Source organism: Paenibacillus aurantiacus (genome assembly GCF_042431225.1).
GTDB classification, from domain to species: Bacteria; Bacillota; Bacilli; order Paenibacillales; family Paenibacillaceae; genus Paenibacillus_Z; species Paenibacillus_Z aurantiacus.
In genome coordinates this window covers 29367-46760 of sequence record NZ_JBHMDO010000055.1, presented here as the reverse complement: position 1 = coordinate 46760, position 17394 = coordinate 29367, and the positions used below count along the sequence as shown (strand labels likewise).

Sequence of the window (17394 nt, the reverse complement as noted above, 5' to 3'; positions counted from 1 at the left end):
AAGATTCCTCCTTGTTATGTTGGCTAGAATTCGCATTCGCTGCATAATGCCATCATGGCAAGTCCTTGCGTGAAATAAGAAAAGCTGAGCGGTATCGCGTTATAATCGTCACCTCTGGACATAACGCACGTGCCGCCCGAACCGCCCAGTACCTGCCCGCGCTCGTCGACGCAAGCCTCCAGCCTGGAGATTGCCCGAGATGCGAGGGCCCGGTCGCCGGCTTCGAGCCACCCGCGACGCACGCCGCGGTTCAGCGCGAAGGCGAATGCCGCCGTGCACGACGTCTCCAAATAAGTGTTCGGGTCGTCCATGACCGTATGCCATGCGCCCGATTCGTGCTGCGTGCGCTTCACGCCTTCCAAATGAGCGATATAGTTGTGCTTGACGATCTCGTGGGCGTCAAGCCCCGCTAGCAGTGGGAGCACATCAGCCGAAGCAGCCGCGAACCATCCATTGCCTCTTCCCCACAGCACGCCTTTGCGCGCTCGCTCCTTGCCGTAATAGCCATGGTGGATGAGCCCGGTCTCCGGATCGGCCAGATAACGATAATGGAGCACGAATTGCCGCGCAGCTTCCTTCACGTAAGCAGGGCGCTTGCGCAGCGTCCCCCACTGCGCGAGAAAGATGCCGCCCATGAACAGCGTGTCGGCCCAAATCTCCTGGGGATACACGTTCTCCGTGCAGGAGTGTTCGAAAGCCCCCTCGTCCGCGCGCGGCGCTTCCGCCAGGCACCAGTCGGCGAACGCGTCGCAGACTGAGGCGTAGCGGGCGTCTCCCGTCAACTCCCACAGCTTGATGGCGGCTAGCAGAGGCGCAGTTGTGTTGATGCTCTTCCCGATGCCGCCCCGCTCCAAGTGCCCGTCGATCCATTGTCCGATAAAATCGAGAATGGCACCGTCCTTCAACGTCTCGTATGCCTGGACAAGACCGTACAGCGCGACGCCCTGTCCCCATTGCCAGGTGTGGAACTGGCTCGTCGCCCACCCCTGCTCCAGAGCGGTCTCATCCGCGTTCATCGTATGCGCCGCCACCCGGCGCAGCAATTCTCTCGTCTTCGCGCTCATCTACCCTTCTCACTCCTCGGTCGTCTGTTCCGTGCAACGAATCGTAATCCGGCGGTTCAGCGGGGTCACGAAATTGCTGATGACATGCTGCGCATCGGCCGGCAGATGGTCGTTCCGCAGCGTAATAAAATCGTGCTCACCAGCTCCCGGCGTGATCTCCACGATATCCCTGCCTTGCCGCAGGCGGGCAACACCTCCTTTAAAAAGTTGCGCATTCGGCGCGGCGGCAACCGTATCCCCCGCGAGTTCCGCCTGCCGGTCACAGGCGAAAATCAACTGCGCGAACAAATTGGGCACCGCGTCGACGCGCACGTCTATGACCACCTCTTGGCCAGACCATTCAACGCCGACCACGACGGGCAGTGCGGTCACGTGGGTCTTCTCGCGCTGCTCGTTGGGCATGTCGGCGAACACCCCGCCCGCCGGAGCGGCGAGCCGCCCGTCGAGCGGCCCCCTGTAAGCGCCTTCAAGATAAAGGCTGAGCTCGTACCGCGATTCGGTGATACGCCTAAGTTCGGAGAACGGTACCCCGGCAATGCCGAACCAGCCGAGCGATAGCTTCACCCCGACGATACGGACGCGGCCATATTGCAAGTACAGAAAATTCTCTTGTCCGGTCATGATGGTGAGGCTCAACTTGCCGTCGCGATGACGCACGATCGGCGCGCCTGAATGCGGTGCATTGCGCACGTGCGGGATGACGCCCGATACGCGCGCGCGCGCCCCTTCGTTTAACATAATGGTATACCGCTCCGGCAGTTCTCCCGCATCCGTCTCTCCCTCCATTCCATCAGGGAACACGAGCGAATATAATACGGATTTGCCTGTTCCGTCGGCGCCGCTCTTCGCCAGCCCAGCCAGCGCGGCGAACTGCGGATCCCCGTCCATGTGCGCCATTAGCGTGCACACGATATAGTAGTCCTCGTTCAGCATCAGAATCTCGCCGCGGTCCTGACGGCTCGAATATTCCGTTACGACGGCCCCGTCCGGATGCAGCATGTAGCGCATCATGGCCAGATTTTGACGGATGGGCTCGAATGCGTCTTCATAATGGAACACCCTCCCCGCATGGTACAGGAACAGATCGCAGATCGGGTTATAGATGGCGTTGCTGCGTTCGGTCCACTCGCCGGACTCGTTCATGTCGAAGCCTTCGCTGAAATACTTGAACGCCCGTTTCTTGAGCGCCTCGCCGCCGAAAATCTCATACAGTAACGCGAGCGCCCCGCATATGACCCACCGGTGGTTAGGCGTGTGGATGCCGCCGGTCAGCAGGCAAGGCAGCGTCCCCTGCAGAAACTGCCGCAAGCCTTGGACGACGCCGCTAAGCTCCGGGAGCTGGGCATTCGCGGCCGCCCGATAACAGAGCGCTGCGGAATGTACCGCGAACGCCGTGTCCGGCGGCGAATCGATATTGCAGTTGATCAAAGAGATGCAGCCGCTCGGTTGCTGCAGCCGAAGCAGGTAAGCGATCTGCTCCTGAATGCGTTCGAGCAGCTCCGCATTCCGGTGGAGGCCGGAATGCGGATGGATATAGAGCGGAACCGAGACATGCAGGAAATTGGCGATATCGAAGGATATGGCGGGATTGAAACTTCCGAACCAATAGCTCTCCGCATCGGCGTAGCGGATTGTGCTCAGGCGCGCCCATTCTTCTTCCAGTGCCTTGATGGCCGGATCGGTATTCTTCATGAAGTTTCAATCCTCCCTAGGTTTGGTTGATTCCTATTGGAAATTGGCTTTATTCTTCTCGTACCATTCCATCGCCTTCTTGTTCACCTCTTCGCCGCCAAGACGGTTCCACTCCTTAAGCAGCTCCGCCGCTCCCCACTCCGGCGTATGTTTGGCCCCGCCAATGACGACCGTGGCGATAATCTCGTCGCGCTTCTTCATGAACTGCGCTTCCATGTCGATCAACTCTTTGAAATCCGGACGGTACGGCAAATCTTTGCGGTATTTGGTGCCTTCCGCCACCTTCAATGCGTCCCCTTTGATTTGGGCAAATTCCTTGGCGATCGGATCGTCGCCGGCGGCCGCTGCAATCGATTCCGCCGTCAGCTTATCTTGGTGGAGCAGCCGGTATTCGGAGGCGTAGGCCACTTCCTTGTTAAACTTCTCGGTATCCGTGATGACCGGGATCCCATTCACTTTCTGGTAGTGGACGCCTTCCTGACCGTTCGTGATGTCGTCCCAACCGTCCGCCAGCATCCAATCGAGGAATTTGAAGGCGGCTTGCGGGTTTTTCATGTTTTTATTAAAGACCGTCAACAGGTAGTTCGGTACTTCCTCCTGGTAGCCGTTCGTACCGTATTTCGTGGCGACCGGCGGAATCGGCACGACTTTGGCGTTCGGGTTGTTCTTCTTGAAGTCCGGGAAGGACGCCATCGTGACGTATTCGAAATAGATGCCCGCTTTGCCCGTGACCCACAGCTGCTGCTGACGGGCGAAGTTTTTGTCGGTTAAGTACTCCTTGTCGACGAGACCTTCGTCATACACTTGCTTCTGGAACGCAAGCACATCCTTGTAGCGGTCTAACAGATTGCCGTACACCAGCTTGCCGTCCTCCATGAACCAATCCCAGCCCCGGGCGAAGAAGAGATCCTCGATGATCGGCGTGTAGGCGAGAGAGCCTGCGATCGGAACCGTGTCTTTCTGGCCATTGCCGTCCGGGTCCTTGTCGCGGAACGCGCGAGCGACGTCTACAAGCTCCTCGATCGTCGTCGGCACCTTCAGCTTCAGCTTGTCGAGCCAATCCTGACGGACCCAGATCGTCGTAAGCGCCCGCGTGTTGCGAAGGCTGGCAACGGCGTAGATTTTGCCGTTGAACGTCACGTACGGCTTCAGCTCCGGATGCTCCTCCAAGTACTTTTTGTAAACCGTGCTGTACTGGTTCAAATAGTCGTCGATCGGCTGCACGGCGCCTTGATCGACGAACCGGGCGAGCAGGTTGCGGTCGTATGAGGTGATCAGATCGGGCGCTTGGCCGGAGGCGACGAGCACGTTGAATTTGTCGGCCTCCTGATTACGGGTGATCGGCACCCACTCGACGTCGACGCCGGACTGTTCATCCATCCATTTGGTCCAGCGATTGTCCTCGTAGCTGCCCTCTTCGGCGGCGACTTTGCCGCGGTCGTAGATGGACGCGCTGATTTTGAGCGGAGCGCCTTCGTTCTGCGGCTTGTTCCCGCCTTCCTCCGTCTTGCCGCCGTTCTGCCCGTTGCCGGCCGCCGCATTCTTCCCTGGCTCACTCGGCTTCGGGTCGTTGTTGCCTCCGTTACCGCTGCAGGCGGTTACCGCGAGCAGCGTGCATAGCACGACCGACCATACCTTGACGACTTTCCCCATGCCTCTCTTTTTATCCATGACCTTCCTCCTCCGAGATGAACTCTATATCAATAGGCGTCGTGCGCCTAACGATATCCGTCAGCCTTTGACCGAACCGATAAGCATGCCTTTTATGAAATGCCGCTGCACGAACGGATAGACGCACAAAATCGGGACTGTGGCGATCATGATCGCCGCCGCTTTCAGCGCCTCCGGCTGAATGACGCCGGTATCGGAGCTATCGACGACCAGCAGCGATTCCGCGGGCGATTGAATCATTTGGTACAACTTGATGACAAGCGGCATTTTGTCGGAGCTCGTAAGGAAGAACAACGCCGCCGAATACGTATTCCACAAGCCGACCGCATAGAACAGCGACAGTGCGGCGATGATCGCCTTGGATACGGGCAGCACGATCCGGATGAGGATCGTCAGATCGCTCGCTCCATCCATGGCAGCCGATTCTTCCAGTTCGACCGGCAAATCCTCGAAAAATGTTTTGATGACGAACAAGTTGTACGTGCTAATCAATCCCGGCAGCCAAATCGCCCAGTACGTATCCAGGACGTGAAGCGTTTTCAAAACGAGGAATAAAGGAATGAGCCCGCCGCCGAACAACATCGTGAACAAGATTAAGCCGAGCATGATGCCCCGCCCTTGCAGCCGCCGCTTCGAGAGCGGGTAGGCCGCCAGCGTCGTGGCCGTCATCTGCAGGACGACGCCGATGACCGTGATGATGACTGTATTTTTCATCGCCTTGAGCAGTTGGCCGTCCTGCAGCAAATTCGCGTAAGCGTCCCAGTTGAACTCGACCGGGAAGATCGTGACCTCGCCGGAGAGAATCGCGCGGCTGCTGCTCAGCGAGGAGGCCAGCACGTTCAGGAACGGAAAGAGCGTCGTGAAGGCGCAAAGCGCCAGGAACAGATACAGCACCAATCGTCCGAATCGTATTACCATAGCCCTTTCTCCCCCATCGCCTTAATGACGCGGTTGACGATCAGTACCAAGATCAGGCCGACTATCCCTTGGAACAAACCGAGCGCGGTCGTATAACTGTACTGCGCGCTTTGCAGGCCGATCCGGTATACGTACGTGCTAATGACGTCCGACACGCCGAGTACGGCATTGTTCTGCAAGTTATAAATATGTTCGAACCCGATATCCATCATTTGCCCGATTCGCAAAATAAGCAAAATGGCGATCGTGCTCCGGATACCGGGAAGCGTCACGTGCCAAATCCGGCGCAGCTTGCCGGCGCCGTCGATCTTCGCCGCCTCATAGAGCTGCGGATCGATGCCGGCCATCGCGGCCAAGTACAAAATCGTGCCCCATCCGGCGCTCTGCCAAATGCCCGACAGTGTGAACATAACCGGCCACCACTTGGGATCGGCCATGAAATAGATCGGTTCGATGCCGAACAAGCGCTCGAGCAGGAAATTGATTACGCCCGTGCTTGGCGATAAAATCGCGATGACGATGCCACCGAGCACGACCCAGGAGATGAAGTGGGGCAAATAGAGCAGGTTTTGCACCGTTTTCTTAAACCAGCTCGACTTCACTTCGTTAATAAGAAGCGCCAGCACGATCGGTGCCGGAAAAGCGAAAACCAAACTATATAGGTTGAGCAGCAGCGTATTGCGCAAGATGAGATAGAAATCGTCGCTCGTAAAGAGTAGGCGGAAATGCTTGAAGCCCACCCATGGGCTATCCCAAATTCCCTTCATGATTTGGAAGTCTTTGAAGGCGATGATTTCCCCGTATAAGGGGAAGTACTTCATCGTGACGTAAAAGCCGATAGCCGGCAGCAGCATGAGGTACAAATAACGATCGCGTACGAATGCCTTCATCCGCCCGCGCTTTCGGGCCCCCTTCGCCGAGGCGTGTTGGCTTCGGGCGGAATGGACGATGGTTTTGTTCAAGCGAAATTCCCTCCTTGTCTTCGCGTATGCGGATTCGGGCCGGCCGCGTTGCTCGGGTTGTTCCGGCTGCACCCTAACCATATCGAAGGTTTGGCGCGCCCAACAAGTTACACTTTTTGGCGCCCATTGCACGATTTCGTTTCCGCCATTTCTGCCGTTTTCTGACCGCTCGCGTTTTTTTACCGGAACTCGTATCGCCTTTTATGTAAGCGTTACCTTTTATGATGAATGCGCTTTCCTTTTTTGTTTCCATGGGTATTTCCGCCCGAAAAAGCAAAAAAGGAAGCCGTCCCCGCCCCGATTCCAGGCTTGGACGGCTTCAGCGCCGTTTCTGTCCGATTCCGCGTCATTCCTCCTTTGAAGCGGCGTTACGCAGCTCCGAGGGGGTCATACCGTAATACTTCTTGAATATCCGCAAAAAGCTGGACAAATTCGTATAGCCGACGCGCAGCGCGATATCCTGCACATGAAGCTGGGATTGCAGCAGCAGCGTCTTGGCTTCTTTCATTCTGACGTCGATCAGGTAGTTCAGGAAGTTGATCGACGTATGCTCTTTGAACATGCGGCTAAGGTAGCTCGGGGAAATATCAAAAATATGCGCCAACTGGTTTTGCGACAGCTCGCTGGAGCTGTAATGTGCCGCAATGTAGGCCAGCACATTATCGATTAGCTCGTTTTTGTCCTTATTGCTTCTTTTGACCGTGAGCCTCGCAATAATGTCCTCCATCCGCTGGCGCAGCATTTGCCGGATCTCCTCCATCGACTCGAACGTATCGAATTCGCTGAGCGTGAAATCCCCGTGCTCCTGATCATCCGCCTCCGCGCCGGTATTCGTATAGATCTGCGAAGCCTTGAACAAAATCTGCTGGCAAATATGCCGGATTTTATCCTCGTTCAAATTCAGCTTGACCATCCCGGCGAACATCTGGTCGAGCAGCTGAGTCGCCGCACCCAAGTCGGTTGTTCGGACCGCTTCGGTCAGTTTGTCGATCATGCCGTAAATTTTCATGTATTGTGTGCCGGAATACTCTTGGATCTCTTCCCAGGTGATCACGGTGTTGGTTCCCGCCACCCATTTGTACTTAAGCAGCTCCACTGCCTCCCGGTACGAAATCCGGATGGAACCGAAGTCCGGGTAATGCCTGCCGATGGCGATCGTAACCGTCTGCTTGAAATGTTCGTCGATGTATTTCCGAATGGATTCCGCGAGCGTCATCGCAGAAAGCTGGTTGGCACGTGAATCCGAATCCGGGAAGCTTAAGATTGCGGCGGATTGAGTCGCGCTTACCTGCACGGCCGTTCCTTGGCACCCGCCCGGATCCGCATTCACCAGCTCTTCGGCGACGTTGCACAGACCGAACGAATACAAGTTCCATTCCTCCAAATTGCCGATGCGCCTACGGTGATCGAACTCGATCAGCATGACGGTATAATTCGTTTCGTACAGCTTGACGCCTACTCGCTCGAAATAAGGCAGCGACTGCGCGTAGACCGTCTTGCTTCCAGTCAGCACGTCGAGCAGCGTACGCAGCTTCATCGCCGGAACCGTTTCCCGCAGCTTCTGCTCCACGACCGAGTAATTGGAGACGAACGCCTCGAATTTCGATTCCAGCTGCGAGATGTCCGTGCCCGCTTCCTTCGAGACCGAGCCGCCCATCCGGGAATCGATCTTGCGGATAAAGGCTTCGAGCGGCCCATAGGACAGCCGGTTCGCGAGCACGACCCCCGCGGCCGCAACGGCCGACATGACGGCGGCGATCAGCAGCAGGAGGTTGCGGATAGCGGCGAACGTCTTTCCGACCTTGCTCTCCGGCACAACGTAGAACCATTTCCAGCCGGTATATTCTAGCGCACAATAGAATACCCAGCTTTTGTCCCCCGCGAACGTCCCTTTCCAAAAGCCGGAGGATGCCCCTTCCGTCTCCTTCAGCAAACGGACGATTTCAGCTTCCGGGTACGCCTCGTCACGATTGATGCCGGTCAGCGGGCTACCTTTCCCATCGACGATGTAGGCATGGCCGTCTTCCAGCTCCAAATCCCCCACGATCTCATTAAGCATCGAAGCCTTCAGATTGACCGCCACCAGACCGACGCGATCCTCCGGCTTGGTCGTCAGCGGGAAAGAACGGATCAACGTGATGACTTCCTTCGTAATGCCCGGTTGTTCAGTTATAGGCCTCAAATTCGTCCACGCATAATACTCATCGTCCGCTCCCCACATCGGAATCCAATCCAGATCGTAAAATTGGTCGGCATCCGTATAAATCGTATCGCTCAATATTTTGTTGCCGCGCTTCGAATACAGGTAGATCGATTGCAAGTTCGAGTACGAATTGACCATATTAATGAGCTGGGTCTGCAGCTGCAGCGTTTGCCTCGGGTTATCGGAATCTTCATAGAAAAAACCGCGGGCGTCCACCGAACGCAACAGCGTAATCACCGTCTTGTCGATCTCCGTGAGCGACAACTCCAATCTGCGGTTCAATTGGCTGAGCAGCTCGCTGTTGGACGCCTCGACCATCCGTTCCATCTGCCGAATCGAGCTATAATACGCGATCGCACTGGTAACAATGATAATAGCCAGGAAAAGAAACCCAAATAACGTGACGAAGCGATTCGGAAACTTATCGGTTAGCTTTACCACCGTCTTGCTTCTCCCTTCAAACCTTGAATATCTCATTAAGCATAGGCCAAGCCCGAATGATTGCAAGGTTACCTTTTTTTGCAGTATCGCCTTTTTTGCCGGATCGCCTTTTTTGCCGGATCGCCTTTCTTGCCGCCTGCTTTCTCAACATACGCCATTCGTCCCTCTGGTAGGACTTTATATTGCTTTTTTACCCTCCCCCTACTTTCCGACTAGCCGCTTTGGAAAAATAAGCATTTTTACTTATTCAGCTTGCGGGAGATTTTACCGAAAATATAGACATGTCGAAAAAAAACAAATTCGCTCGTTTCTTGTCGCAAAGGGATATTGTTGCTTGATTTTCACTTCTAATAACAGGTGGTAATGATATGAACCAGACAAAACTCAACCGTCGTGCCTTCCTCAAAAGGATCGGAATCGGAAGTGCTGCATATGTTATAGCAAGCCAATTGATGCCACTTAGCGTATCTGCCGCCACTGAGGAAGGAGGTACTGCGATTAATATCAACGATTTCCTTAATAACGGCCAGACCATTCAAGATGCCATCAATGCCGTACAGAACGCCGGCGGAGGGGAGCTGTTTTTCCCGCCTGGCGTCTATCGGACGGACCGTACGCTTCAAATTACCGGGGACAATGTCATCTTGCGAGGGGCGAACCGGGATTCGAGCATTATTACCGCCAGCGGTTCGCTAACCAATCAAAATCTGCTGCTCGTCCGCAAAGCCGGCGGCCGCATTCTGAATACAAAGTTGGTCGACCTGACGCTGACATCCGACGTTCGCTACGTGTTCGGCAATACGGCCGGTTCGGCCACGGCGGGCCCGGACATCTCCACGATGAACCATGCCGTCGTGCTGGACGGCAGTCACAACGTCATTATCGACAACGTGCGCATCCACCACTTCAACGGCGACGGCATTAGCTTTCAGGATACCGTCAGCTCGGGGGGACCGGACCAGACGACGCTGAACAACTGCGTGCTCTCCCTTTGCCGCGACGGAGTAAGCATGAATAACACCGGCCACTCAACCCACATTTACGGCGGTTCTTACGAATTCAATACGCGCTACGGTATTAATACCGGCGGACGGAATAGCGTCTTTATTAAAGATGCGGACATTGAACAAAACTTGAACGTCGGCATCCGCATCTCCCATCAAAGCAACATCGTCATTCGCGATTGTACCTTCGAGAATAACGCCCGCGGCTTCGCCAACGATAGCACGCAGCGAACCCACATTTGGGTCGGCGATTACGATGTCGCCCGCAGTATCGTCATCGATGGGTGTTTTTTCCACGGCCGGTCGATGCGGTCCCTGATCCGTGTAGATAAGGCCGATGGCGTATCCATTAAGAACAATTTCGTTGATTTCGCCAACCAGTTCGGAACAGCTAACGGCGCCTTCGTCCAGACGTCGGCGGCCTGCCGCAATATCTTCGTGGACGAATTCTCGTACAACGTGACGCCCAACGTTCGCCGGATCAGCAACCCGCAATACGCGCTGTCGGACATCAAACCGTCCAGCGTGACGGCGCTGCCCGCACCGAATGAAGCGATTCGCGGCTTCATGGTCCGGGTAGAAGCGTCGGCTGGCCAAGCCGACGCGCTGTACATGTGCGTTAAGGATGCCGACGGAAGCTACAAGTGGGGCCGGATCAACATGACCTTTTAAAAATAAAACACCGCTGCGACGGAGTGGCTATCCGTTTGCAGCGGTGTTTTGCGTTCGGCTCTACTTCAAGGTTCTCACGGTGACGGAAGGACCATCCGTCGACCAATTCCCCGCGGCATCCTTCGCCTCCACCTTCAACACGTACGTCGTATCCGGCGTAAGACCTTCAATGCCTTTCTTGCGCGTATTCCCGTCCACCTCCGCGAGAAGATTCGTTCCGCTCATGATCCGGTAGCCGGTCACGCCCACGTCGTCTTTGGCAGGCGTCCAATGGATGAGCGCGATGCGCGTCGTCGTCCCTCCCGAGACGACCGCGCTGCCGGCCGGCCAGGTCGGTGCCAACATATCGTCGGCGCCTGTCTGCACGGCAATCGTCGGCCCGTTCGTCGACCAATGGCCGGAGGCATCGCCGGCTTCGATCTTGAACGTATACAACGTTTGTGGCGCCAAGTCGTCTATAGTGGCGCCCAGCGCGTCGTCTTCCGTCTGCCGAACGACTACGCCGTCCTGCACAATCCGATAGGCGATGACGCCTTTATCGTCGGAGGCCGCCGTCCAAGTCAAGTCGACCGATTGCGGACCGATCTTGCTCGCGCTGATCGTGCTTCCGGCCGGCCACTCGGGAACGCTGTAATCCGACGTCGTGCGAGCCGTCGTCTCTGCAGGCCAACTGATACCGAAGTTCTTATCGATCGAGATGACTCGGAAATCAAAGTCGGTTTCTTCCGGCAAGTCGCTAAACATATAGCTGTTCTCGCTCTCCGGCACGATCGCGACGAAGAAGTCGTCCCGGTAGAGACCGAAAGATTGAATCGAATCATCCCCTTCCGGCTTGGACCAGCTTAGGCGAACGCTGGTCGCGTCTGCTTCCGCGCGAAGACTATCCGGCTTCCGAGGGATGCCCGGCTCTTCCGGGCTGTATTCCATGACGCGCAGGCGTCGCTCGTTCCCCGCGGCATCCACCGCCGCGAGCTGCACGTCGCCGCTGCCGTAACGCGTCCAATCCGCCTCGTTCACTGTCGTATGCAACATATCGCCGGGAAGCTCGAGCACAGGCTGACCCGCTACGTAAATCCGATAACTAGCAATGCCGACGTTATCCTGCGCAGCCGGCCAACTCCACTCCGCCCCTTCGCGTGTCACGCCGCTGCCGGTCGGCCACGTAGGCGCGAGCCCATCTTTCGGCACGGGAAGTTCCACGAGCGTGTTACCGATGCGTCCATACCAAGCGCCTTGCGCCTGGAATGGTGTCGTGTTCGTCGTGGCCATCTTCGTTTCTTTGCGACCGCTCGCCCCCATCGTACTAATATACAGATCATGGACAGGCCAGCCGGGATAACCCGACGAGAAAGCAACGTCGCCGTTATCCCCCAATCCTTCGAGCTCCTGCTGGCTGGATGGCGCCGTCAGCGTCATTTGTTGGCCGCTTGGAGAGACGATGCGCAGTGAATATTCATTCACGCCTGTCATCGTCCTGTAAGCAATCCATCCGCTGCGGATCATATACTGATCCGCGAACGAGTTTAACTCGGTCTGTCCGCCGTCCAGCCTCACCACGATGAGCGCGCCGCTAACCGAATCGTACGTATTGCGAATGAGCAGGACCGATTCGCCGTCCGTAACGGGATACGTATTATACGCTTTCGTATCGTGCGTAATTTGCTTCAAGCTGCCGTCGCGGTACAGCATGATATTCCGGCTGCCGGGTTGCCGCAGGCTGTACACGACCGTCCCGTTCTCGGCGAGATCGAGCTGCGCCGGCAAGACGTCGCGCGCGGAGGCGATCGTCCGATTCGTACCTGCCGCCAGGTCGCGAAGCACCAGCTGTTCGCCGAGGGCGTCATTGCCCGATTGGATGAAGACCGCGTAATTCCCCTTCGCCTTCAGCGACTGCGCTTGGACCGGCCCGAGGTCTTCCAGCTGCCCGTCCCGCCATTCCACTAGCCGGTGATCGGATTCGCCGGCGGGCGAATATTCGAATATCGCGCCGCCTGGCATCAAGAATGCACGAGGGAGATCCGACATGACTGGCGGAATGACCGTTACTGCACCTTGCTGATATAATTCCAGCTGGTTCGATATTGTGTTGTAGTTAATAACCTGCTCCTGGGCGGGCTGCGCATCCAGCACAACGCCTCCCCGATATGCAGCCAGGACGCGATAATGCGAATCCGGGACCTCAGGATAGACCGGCACGTATCGAATCGTCTTTCGTCCAATAGAATCTAGCGCCGTAAACTTCAGGTACTGAATGCCCAGTGTATTCAGCGTGATCGGCTCGTCCACCAACGGCTTGTACGGGATGCGCATGCGCGTTAATAGACTGTAAGACCCGGTAAAATCCGTTTCCTCAACCATGACGCGGCAGACGTACCCCAGATCGTCGGTGCAGCTGGCTTTGGCCTGCAGATTCGGTAGCGCAGCCGAATAAGCGAGCGGCTCCTCAATCTGCAGGGTCGGAGCTTCGTGGTATAGAACCGGGAAGGCGTGCTCCGTGACCTTGCCGTTTGTCTCGATCGCGCGGACGATAAGGTTCTGCTTTCCTTTGGGAACGCCGCTCAAATCAATATCACCCACGAACAGGGTACACTCCACCCGGCAAAACCGGCTGTCGCCGATACCTTTATCCATCAATACGGCTACCTTGCCGGCGACTTCCGCCTCTACGCGCGCAAACTCCGGAGGGATATTACCGCTCCACCATATGTAACCTTCGATGTGGAATAGAGTACCGACCGCGAGGTGGTTATCCAGCTGCTCTACGTCACCGCTCAGATTCATGTCGATCATGCTCACCGCGCCAGCGGACTCCTCCGCAGCCACCCCTGTCTGAGGCAGCGTGACCAAAAGCAGAAGAGCTAGTACTACCGCCAAAAGCTTGGATTGTCCTGTCATTCGTAACAAACCCCCGTTATTCTTCTTTCGTCTTTTCGTTGTCAATATACGGCCTTTCGTCGCGACGCTCGTCCTCCCGATGCCGAGCGTACAGAACATAAACAGACACCCCTGCCCAACAGTCACAGCTGAATGGACTAGAGGTGCCTGCATAGACCTTGCCCTATAAATTCAGGATAGCCGACAGGCTATCCGAGGAGCGCTTGCCTGCCCCGTCCACAGCTTCTACCCGAAACGTATACGAGTGGCCGGCCGCAAGCGGGTCTAACTGAAACGTCAACTCTCCTACTTCAGCCAACAGATAATCGTCCCGATAGATGCGGTAAGCCACTATGCCTGTGTCGTCCGTGGCAGGCGCCCAATTCAGGCGGACCGCCCCGCCGCCCGCATGCGTGACAAGCTCAGACCCGAGCGGCCAGTAAGGCGGGCTGCCGCCATCGTCTGGCTCGATAAACTCGCTGCTAACGGGATGATCCAAGCTTTCGTTGCCCGCGGCGTCGACCGCTCTTATGTGGATATCCCCGCCCGATCTCACTGCGGTCGGATCGAACGCGAACGTCAGGATATCGCCTGGCACCTCGCCTAGGAATTCGTCGCCAGCGTATACGCGATAGCGGGTAACACCCACGTCATCGGTCGCAGCCGACCAGGTTAACACGTTCCCGGTTCGCTGCAGCGTGCTGGCAGGCGGCCATTGCGGCGCCGCATCCTCCTCCGGCACGCGAATTCGTACAAGATGATCGCCGAGTTTGCCATACCATGCCGCATCTTTCCAGAACGGCTTGACATGATAGGAGGAGACGCGCGAGTAACCTCGATGATCACCATAGACCCGGCTAATATATAACTCTTGATCAAAGGTGGAGAACGCCACGTCGCCGTTGCCTGCGAGCGCCTCAAGCTTGGCTGTCTGCGATAGGCTAGACGCCAACTTCTTGTCTCCACCCGGCGACCATACCCATAATCGCCGCTTGCCGTCCGCTTCGGCGGCGCGATACGCAGCCCAACCATTGTTCAGCTTAAGCGGGGGATCGATATATTTGTCAGCTTCCAGGACGGTCGTGCTCCCATCGGCCTTCAGTAGAATAAGTTTGCGCTGCGCCCCATCCGGACTCATCTGCATGAACAGCACACCGCTGCCATCTGTGACGGGTTGGCTGCTGATCTTGAGCGGATCACGAGTCACCGCAATCGGTTGTGCGCCGGTGTACTTGTACACGTTCTGATTACCCGGTTCTGACAAGGCATATACGACGGTACCGTTCTCCGCCAAATCCGTCTGTCCGCTGGAGACGTACTGCGCGCTGCCAATGACTTGATTGATGCCTGATATGAGATTGCGGCGAATGAACAGTTGGCCCTTGCCTGCCGCATATTGCGTGAAAATCGCATAACTGCCTTTGACTTTCAGAGAAGTGGGATTGACGCTGCCCAGCTGCATGATTTTGCCGTCCCGCCATTCCACCAGCTGATTGGTGCCATTGGCTTGTTTCCACTCGAAGATGGCGCCCTTCGGCGTCAAATACGCATAGGCCGGCTTGTCGGCGAACAGTATCGGTATCGTCTGCGCTTCATTCGTTATCGCATGTTTGATTTCAAGCTGATTCACAGCCGCATTGTACGACAGGACACGCTGACTGGATGGCTGATAATCGATTGCTGCGCCATCGAAGGCCAACGCCTCCAGCTTCGCATGCTCCGCCTCCGCATAGATCAACCTTTCTTCCGTTACCGTCTGACCGACGGAATCGCGGGCGGTGAACACGATATACGCATTCTCGCGGGCGTTCAACCCGGCAGCCGCTTCATTGAGATGGAAGTTCCCATCTATATTGGAGCGATAGCTTGCGATCGGCAGCTTCGCGTCCGACGGTTCGTCGCCAATTCTCACCTCGACCTTCACCTGACAGACGTAGCCGAGGTCGTCCGCGCATGAAGCTTTGATCGGGAGCGAGGGCAAGGCTGCTGCGAAAGGCTTAGGCTGTTCGATCTGCAGACGAGGGGGGTTATGATACAATAAGGGGTATTTTTTCACGCCGGTGTGGCCGGCTGCATCAGTCGCTTGTACTACGGCTTCCTTGGGACCTTTGGCCAAGGAACCGATTTGGAGACTGCCTTCCCACACGGCGCAACCGTCGTACGCCCCGCAACGCGGGTCGGTACCAACCTGGATAAGCTCAGCAGCGACCGAATCGATATGGACGTTGACGCGTGAGACTGTATCGAGGGACGAAGTTTTTAGCCGAATGTTAACAAGATCATGGACGTAAACGGGCGAATCGGTATCATTGGTTGGCTGGAACTCTTCAATCGTAATGTATTCCGGAGCGGCTAAGACGGGAAGGGGAACGAGCAGAAGGGACGACAGCAGTACAGATGCGATCACGGAGCGACGATTCAACAACATGAATCTTGTACACCTCTCCTTCATTGCTGCGATACATATCGTATCGTAACAACTATATTACACCGTCAGGTTCGGAGAATCTACACCTCTCAAAAAATTTATGGATTGACAACCCCAAATCCAACAAAAAAGAGTGTCTCGGCAGACACTCTTCGTCGTCATAGATCGGTTAAATTGATGCGTGCCCACTTGTAGCTCCCATGCTCGGTCTTGATACACACATAGAAAGCATCTCGCGTGCCGGAACCGCCCTCTACCCTTGTGATAAACCCCCGCAGCGATTCATTCGGAACCGGCAGGGAGGGAACCGCGGAAGGCTTCAAGTCGGAGACGGCATATTGGTGATTGCTCAGCCGTTTCACATTCGGTTTCTGGCGGTAAGAGAAGTCATCGCAGAAAATATTGCGGCACCCTTGTCCGACTTGAACGAACGCTCCGGCCGTCGTGCCGAACTGATCGGCGAAATCGACAAAGTTGTTCGAAATGGAGATATGATCTCCACGCTCCACGCTGATCAAATAACGCATTTTTCTGGCGTGAAAGTAGCAGCTATCGATTACGATATTCTGCGCGACCCCCGTATCCCCCACCACGATATGCGCATGCTTCTTGTCGCTGAGCGAAACTTTGCGCGAGTTGTTCTCGAACGTGCAATCGCGCACTACGATATTCGAGGAATGCGAAATACGCAGGCCTGCCATATGATTCTGCTCCAGATCGGCGTCCTTGATGAACACGCTGTTCCGCCCGCCGGTGTTGATGCCGTGCTTGGCGTTGAATTCGAAGGTGCCGCCATAAATATGCGTCGAATGGCCCGTATCGTTCGTATTGAGGCCATTCATGCACGCGACGAACGTGCTGTTGGTAATACTGACCTGATCAGGGCCGCCTTCCGCGTTGCGGTCTTCGAAACGCAGGCCGTCTCCGTTGAAATGATCCACGCGGATATTTTGAAATTCAACGTTATGTGAAGCGTCCAGCACGATACCATGATTGTAGAAAGATGTGTCGTTGTTGCGTGCACTCGCTTTTCTTGCGTCCGAAGTAAGGGTGAGATCTTCGATCTTGACGTTCACGATTCTGCCGCCTGGCTTGCGGATCTCAAGCAGATTTTTCGAAATGTCGAAACTTCTTACTGCGATGATGGAAGAGGTCTTGTTCGCGCCCTTCAAGATGACATTATCGCCCTTGATTACAAGGGTATCGTCCGTAAAATACATGCCCGGCGGGAAATAAAGCTCCCCTCCGCCTGCAGCTTGCACATCGTTGATTGCATCCTGGATGCTTCGATCGCTGTTCAAATAGTCCAGAATATTCAAGCTTCTTGCGGTTTGCGCGGTTGCCGCCGTTACTTGGGCTGGAGCCCTGAAATGCGAGCCGATCAAATAAGCCAAGCCACCTAATCCCATCCCCTTAAGAAACGTCCTTCGATCTATGCCAGCCTTTTTCATCAGGAACTATCCAG

Annotated in this window: 10 protein-coding genes; 1 reads left to right on the top strand and 9 read right to left on the bottom strand. The window is 55.9% G+C overall.

Annotation, left to right across the window (positions count from 1 at the left end):
- Positions 1 to 23: 23 nt before the first annotated feature.
- From ACFFSY_RS34030 to ACFFSY_RS34005, 6 genes are all read right to left on the bottom strand, one after another.
- On the bottom strand, positions 24 to 1064 hold the full coding sequence (locus ACFFSY_RS34030; RefSeq protein WP_377502896.1) for a glycoside hydrolase family 88/105 protein: 1041 nt from the start codon (positions 1062 to 1064) through the stop codon (positions 24 to 26).
- A gap of 9 nt (positions 1065 to 1073) precedes the next feature.
- Positions 1074 to 2756 carry a hypothetical protein gene (locus ACFFSY_RS34025; protein WP_377502894.1) on the bottom strand — a complete coding sequence of 561 codons (1683 nt, stop codon included), beginning with the start codon at positions 2754 to 2756 and terminating at the stop codon, positions 1074 to 1076.
- A gap of 33 nt (positions 2757 to 2789) precedes the next feature.
- Positions 2790 to 4427, bottom strand: a complete 1638-nt coding sequence (locus ACFFSY_RS34020) for an extracellular solute-binding protein (protein ID WP_377502892.1) — start codon at positions 4425 to 4427, stop codon at positions 2790 to 2792.
- Positions 4428 to 4487: 60 nt separating this feature from the next.
- Positions 4488 to 5345: a carbohydrate ABC transporter permease gene (locus tag ACFFSY_RS34015; RefSeq protein WP_377502890.1), complete on the bottom strand. Its 858-nt coding sequence runs from the start codon at positions 5343 to 5345 to the stop codon at positions 4488 to 4490.
- Positions 5339 to 6235 (bottom strand): ABC transporter permease, encoded by an 897-nt coding sequence (locus ACFFSY_RS34010; protein WP_377503047.1) that lies wholly within the window; start codon positions 6233 to 6235, stop codon positions 5339 to 5341. Before ACFFSY_RS34010 ends, ACFFSY_RS34015 begins: the two co-directional genes overlap by 7 nt.
- Before the next feature lie 418 nt (positions 6236 to 6653).
- Positions 6654 to 8951, bottom strand: a complete 2298-nt coding sequence (locus ACFFSY_RS34005) for a helix-turn-helix domain-containing protein (RefSeq protein WP_377502888.1) — start codon at positions 8949 to 8951, stop codon at positions 6654 to 6656.
- A 368-nt stretch (positions 8952 to 9319) separates the two neighbouring features.
- Here ACFFSY_RS34005 and ACFFSY_RS34000 point away from each other — a divergent pair, with 368 nt between their 5' ends.
- Positions 9320 to 10627 carry a right-handed parallel beta-helix repeat-containing protein gene (locus ACFFSY_RS34000; RefSeq protein ID WP_377502886.1) on the top strand — a complete coding sequence of 436 codons (1308 nt, stop codon included), beginning with the start codon at positions 9320 to 9322 and terminating at the stop codon, positions 10625 to 10627.
- A 60-nt stretch (positions 10628 to 10687) separates the two neighbouring features.
- On the opposite strand, the gene ACFFSY_RS33995 is transcribed toward ACFFSY_RS34000, so the two are convergent.
- The 3 genes from ACFFSY_RS33995 to ACFFSY_RS33985 form a co-directional block, all read right to left on the bottom strand.
- Positions 10688 to 13522, bottom strand: a complete 2835-nt coding sequence (locus tag ACFFSY_RS33995) for a fibronectin type III domain-containing protein (protein WP_377502884.1) — start codon at positions 13520 to 13522, stop codon at positions 10688 to 10690.
- A gap of 163 nt (positions 13523 to 13685) precedes the next feature.
- Complete coding sequence (locus ACFFSY_RS33990; protein WP_377502882.1) at positions 13686 to 15929, bottom strand: fibronectin type III domain-containing protein; 2244 nt, start codon at positions 15927 to 15929, stop codon at positions 13686 to 13688.
- Between the two features lie 158 nt (positions 15930 to 16087).
- Complete coding sequence (locus tag ACFFSY_RS33985) at positions 16088 to 17323, bottom strand: right-handed parallel beta-helix repeat-containing protein (protein WP_377502880.1); 1236 nt, start codon at positions 17321 to 17323, stop codon at positions 16088 to 16090.
- Positions 17324 to 17394 lie beyond the last annotated feature (71 nt).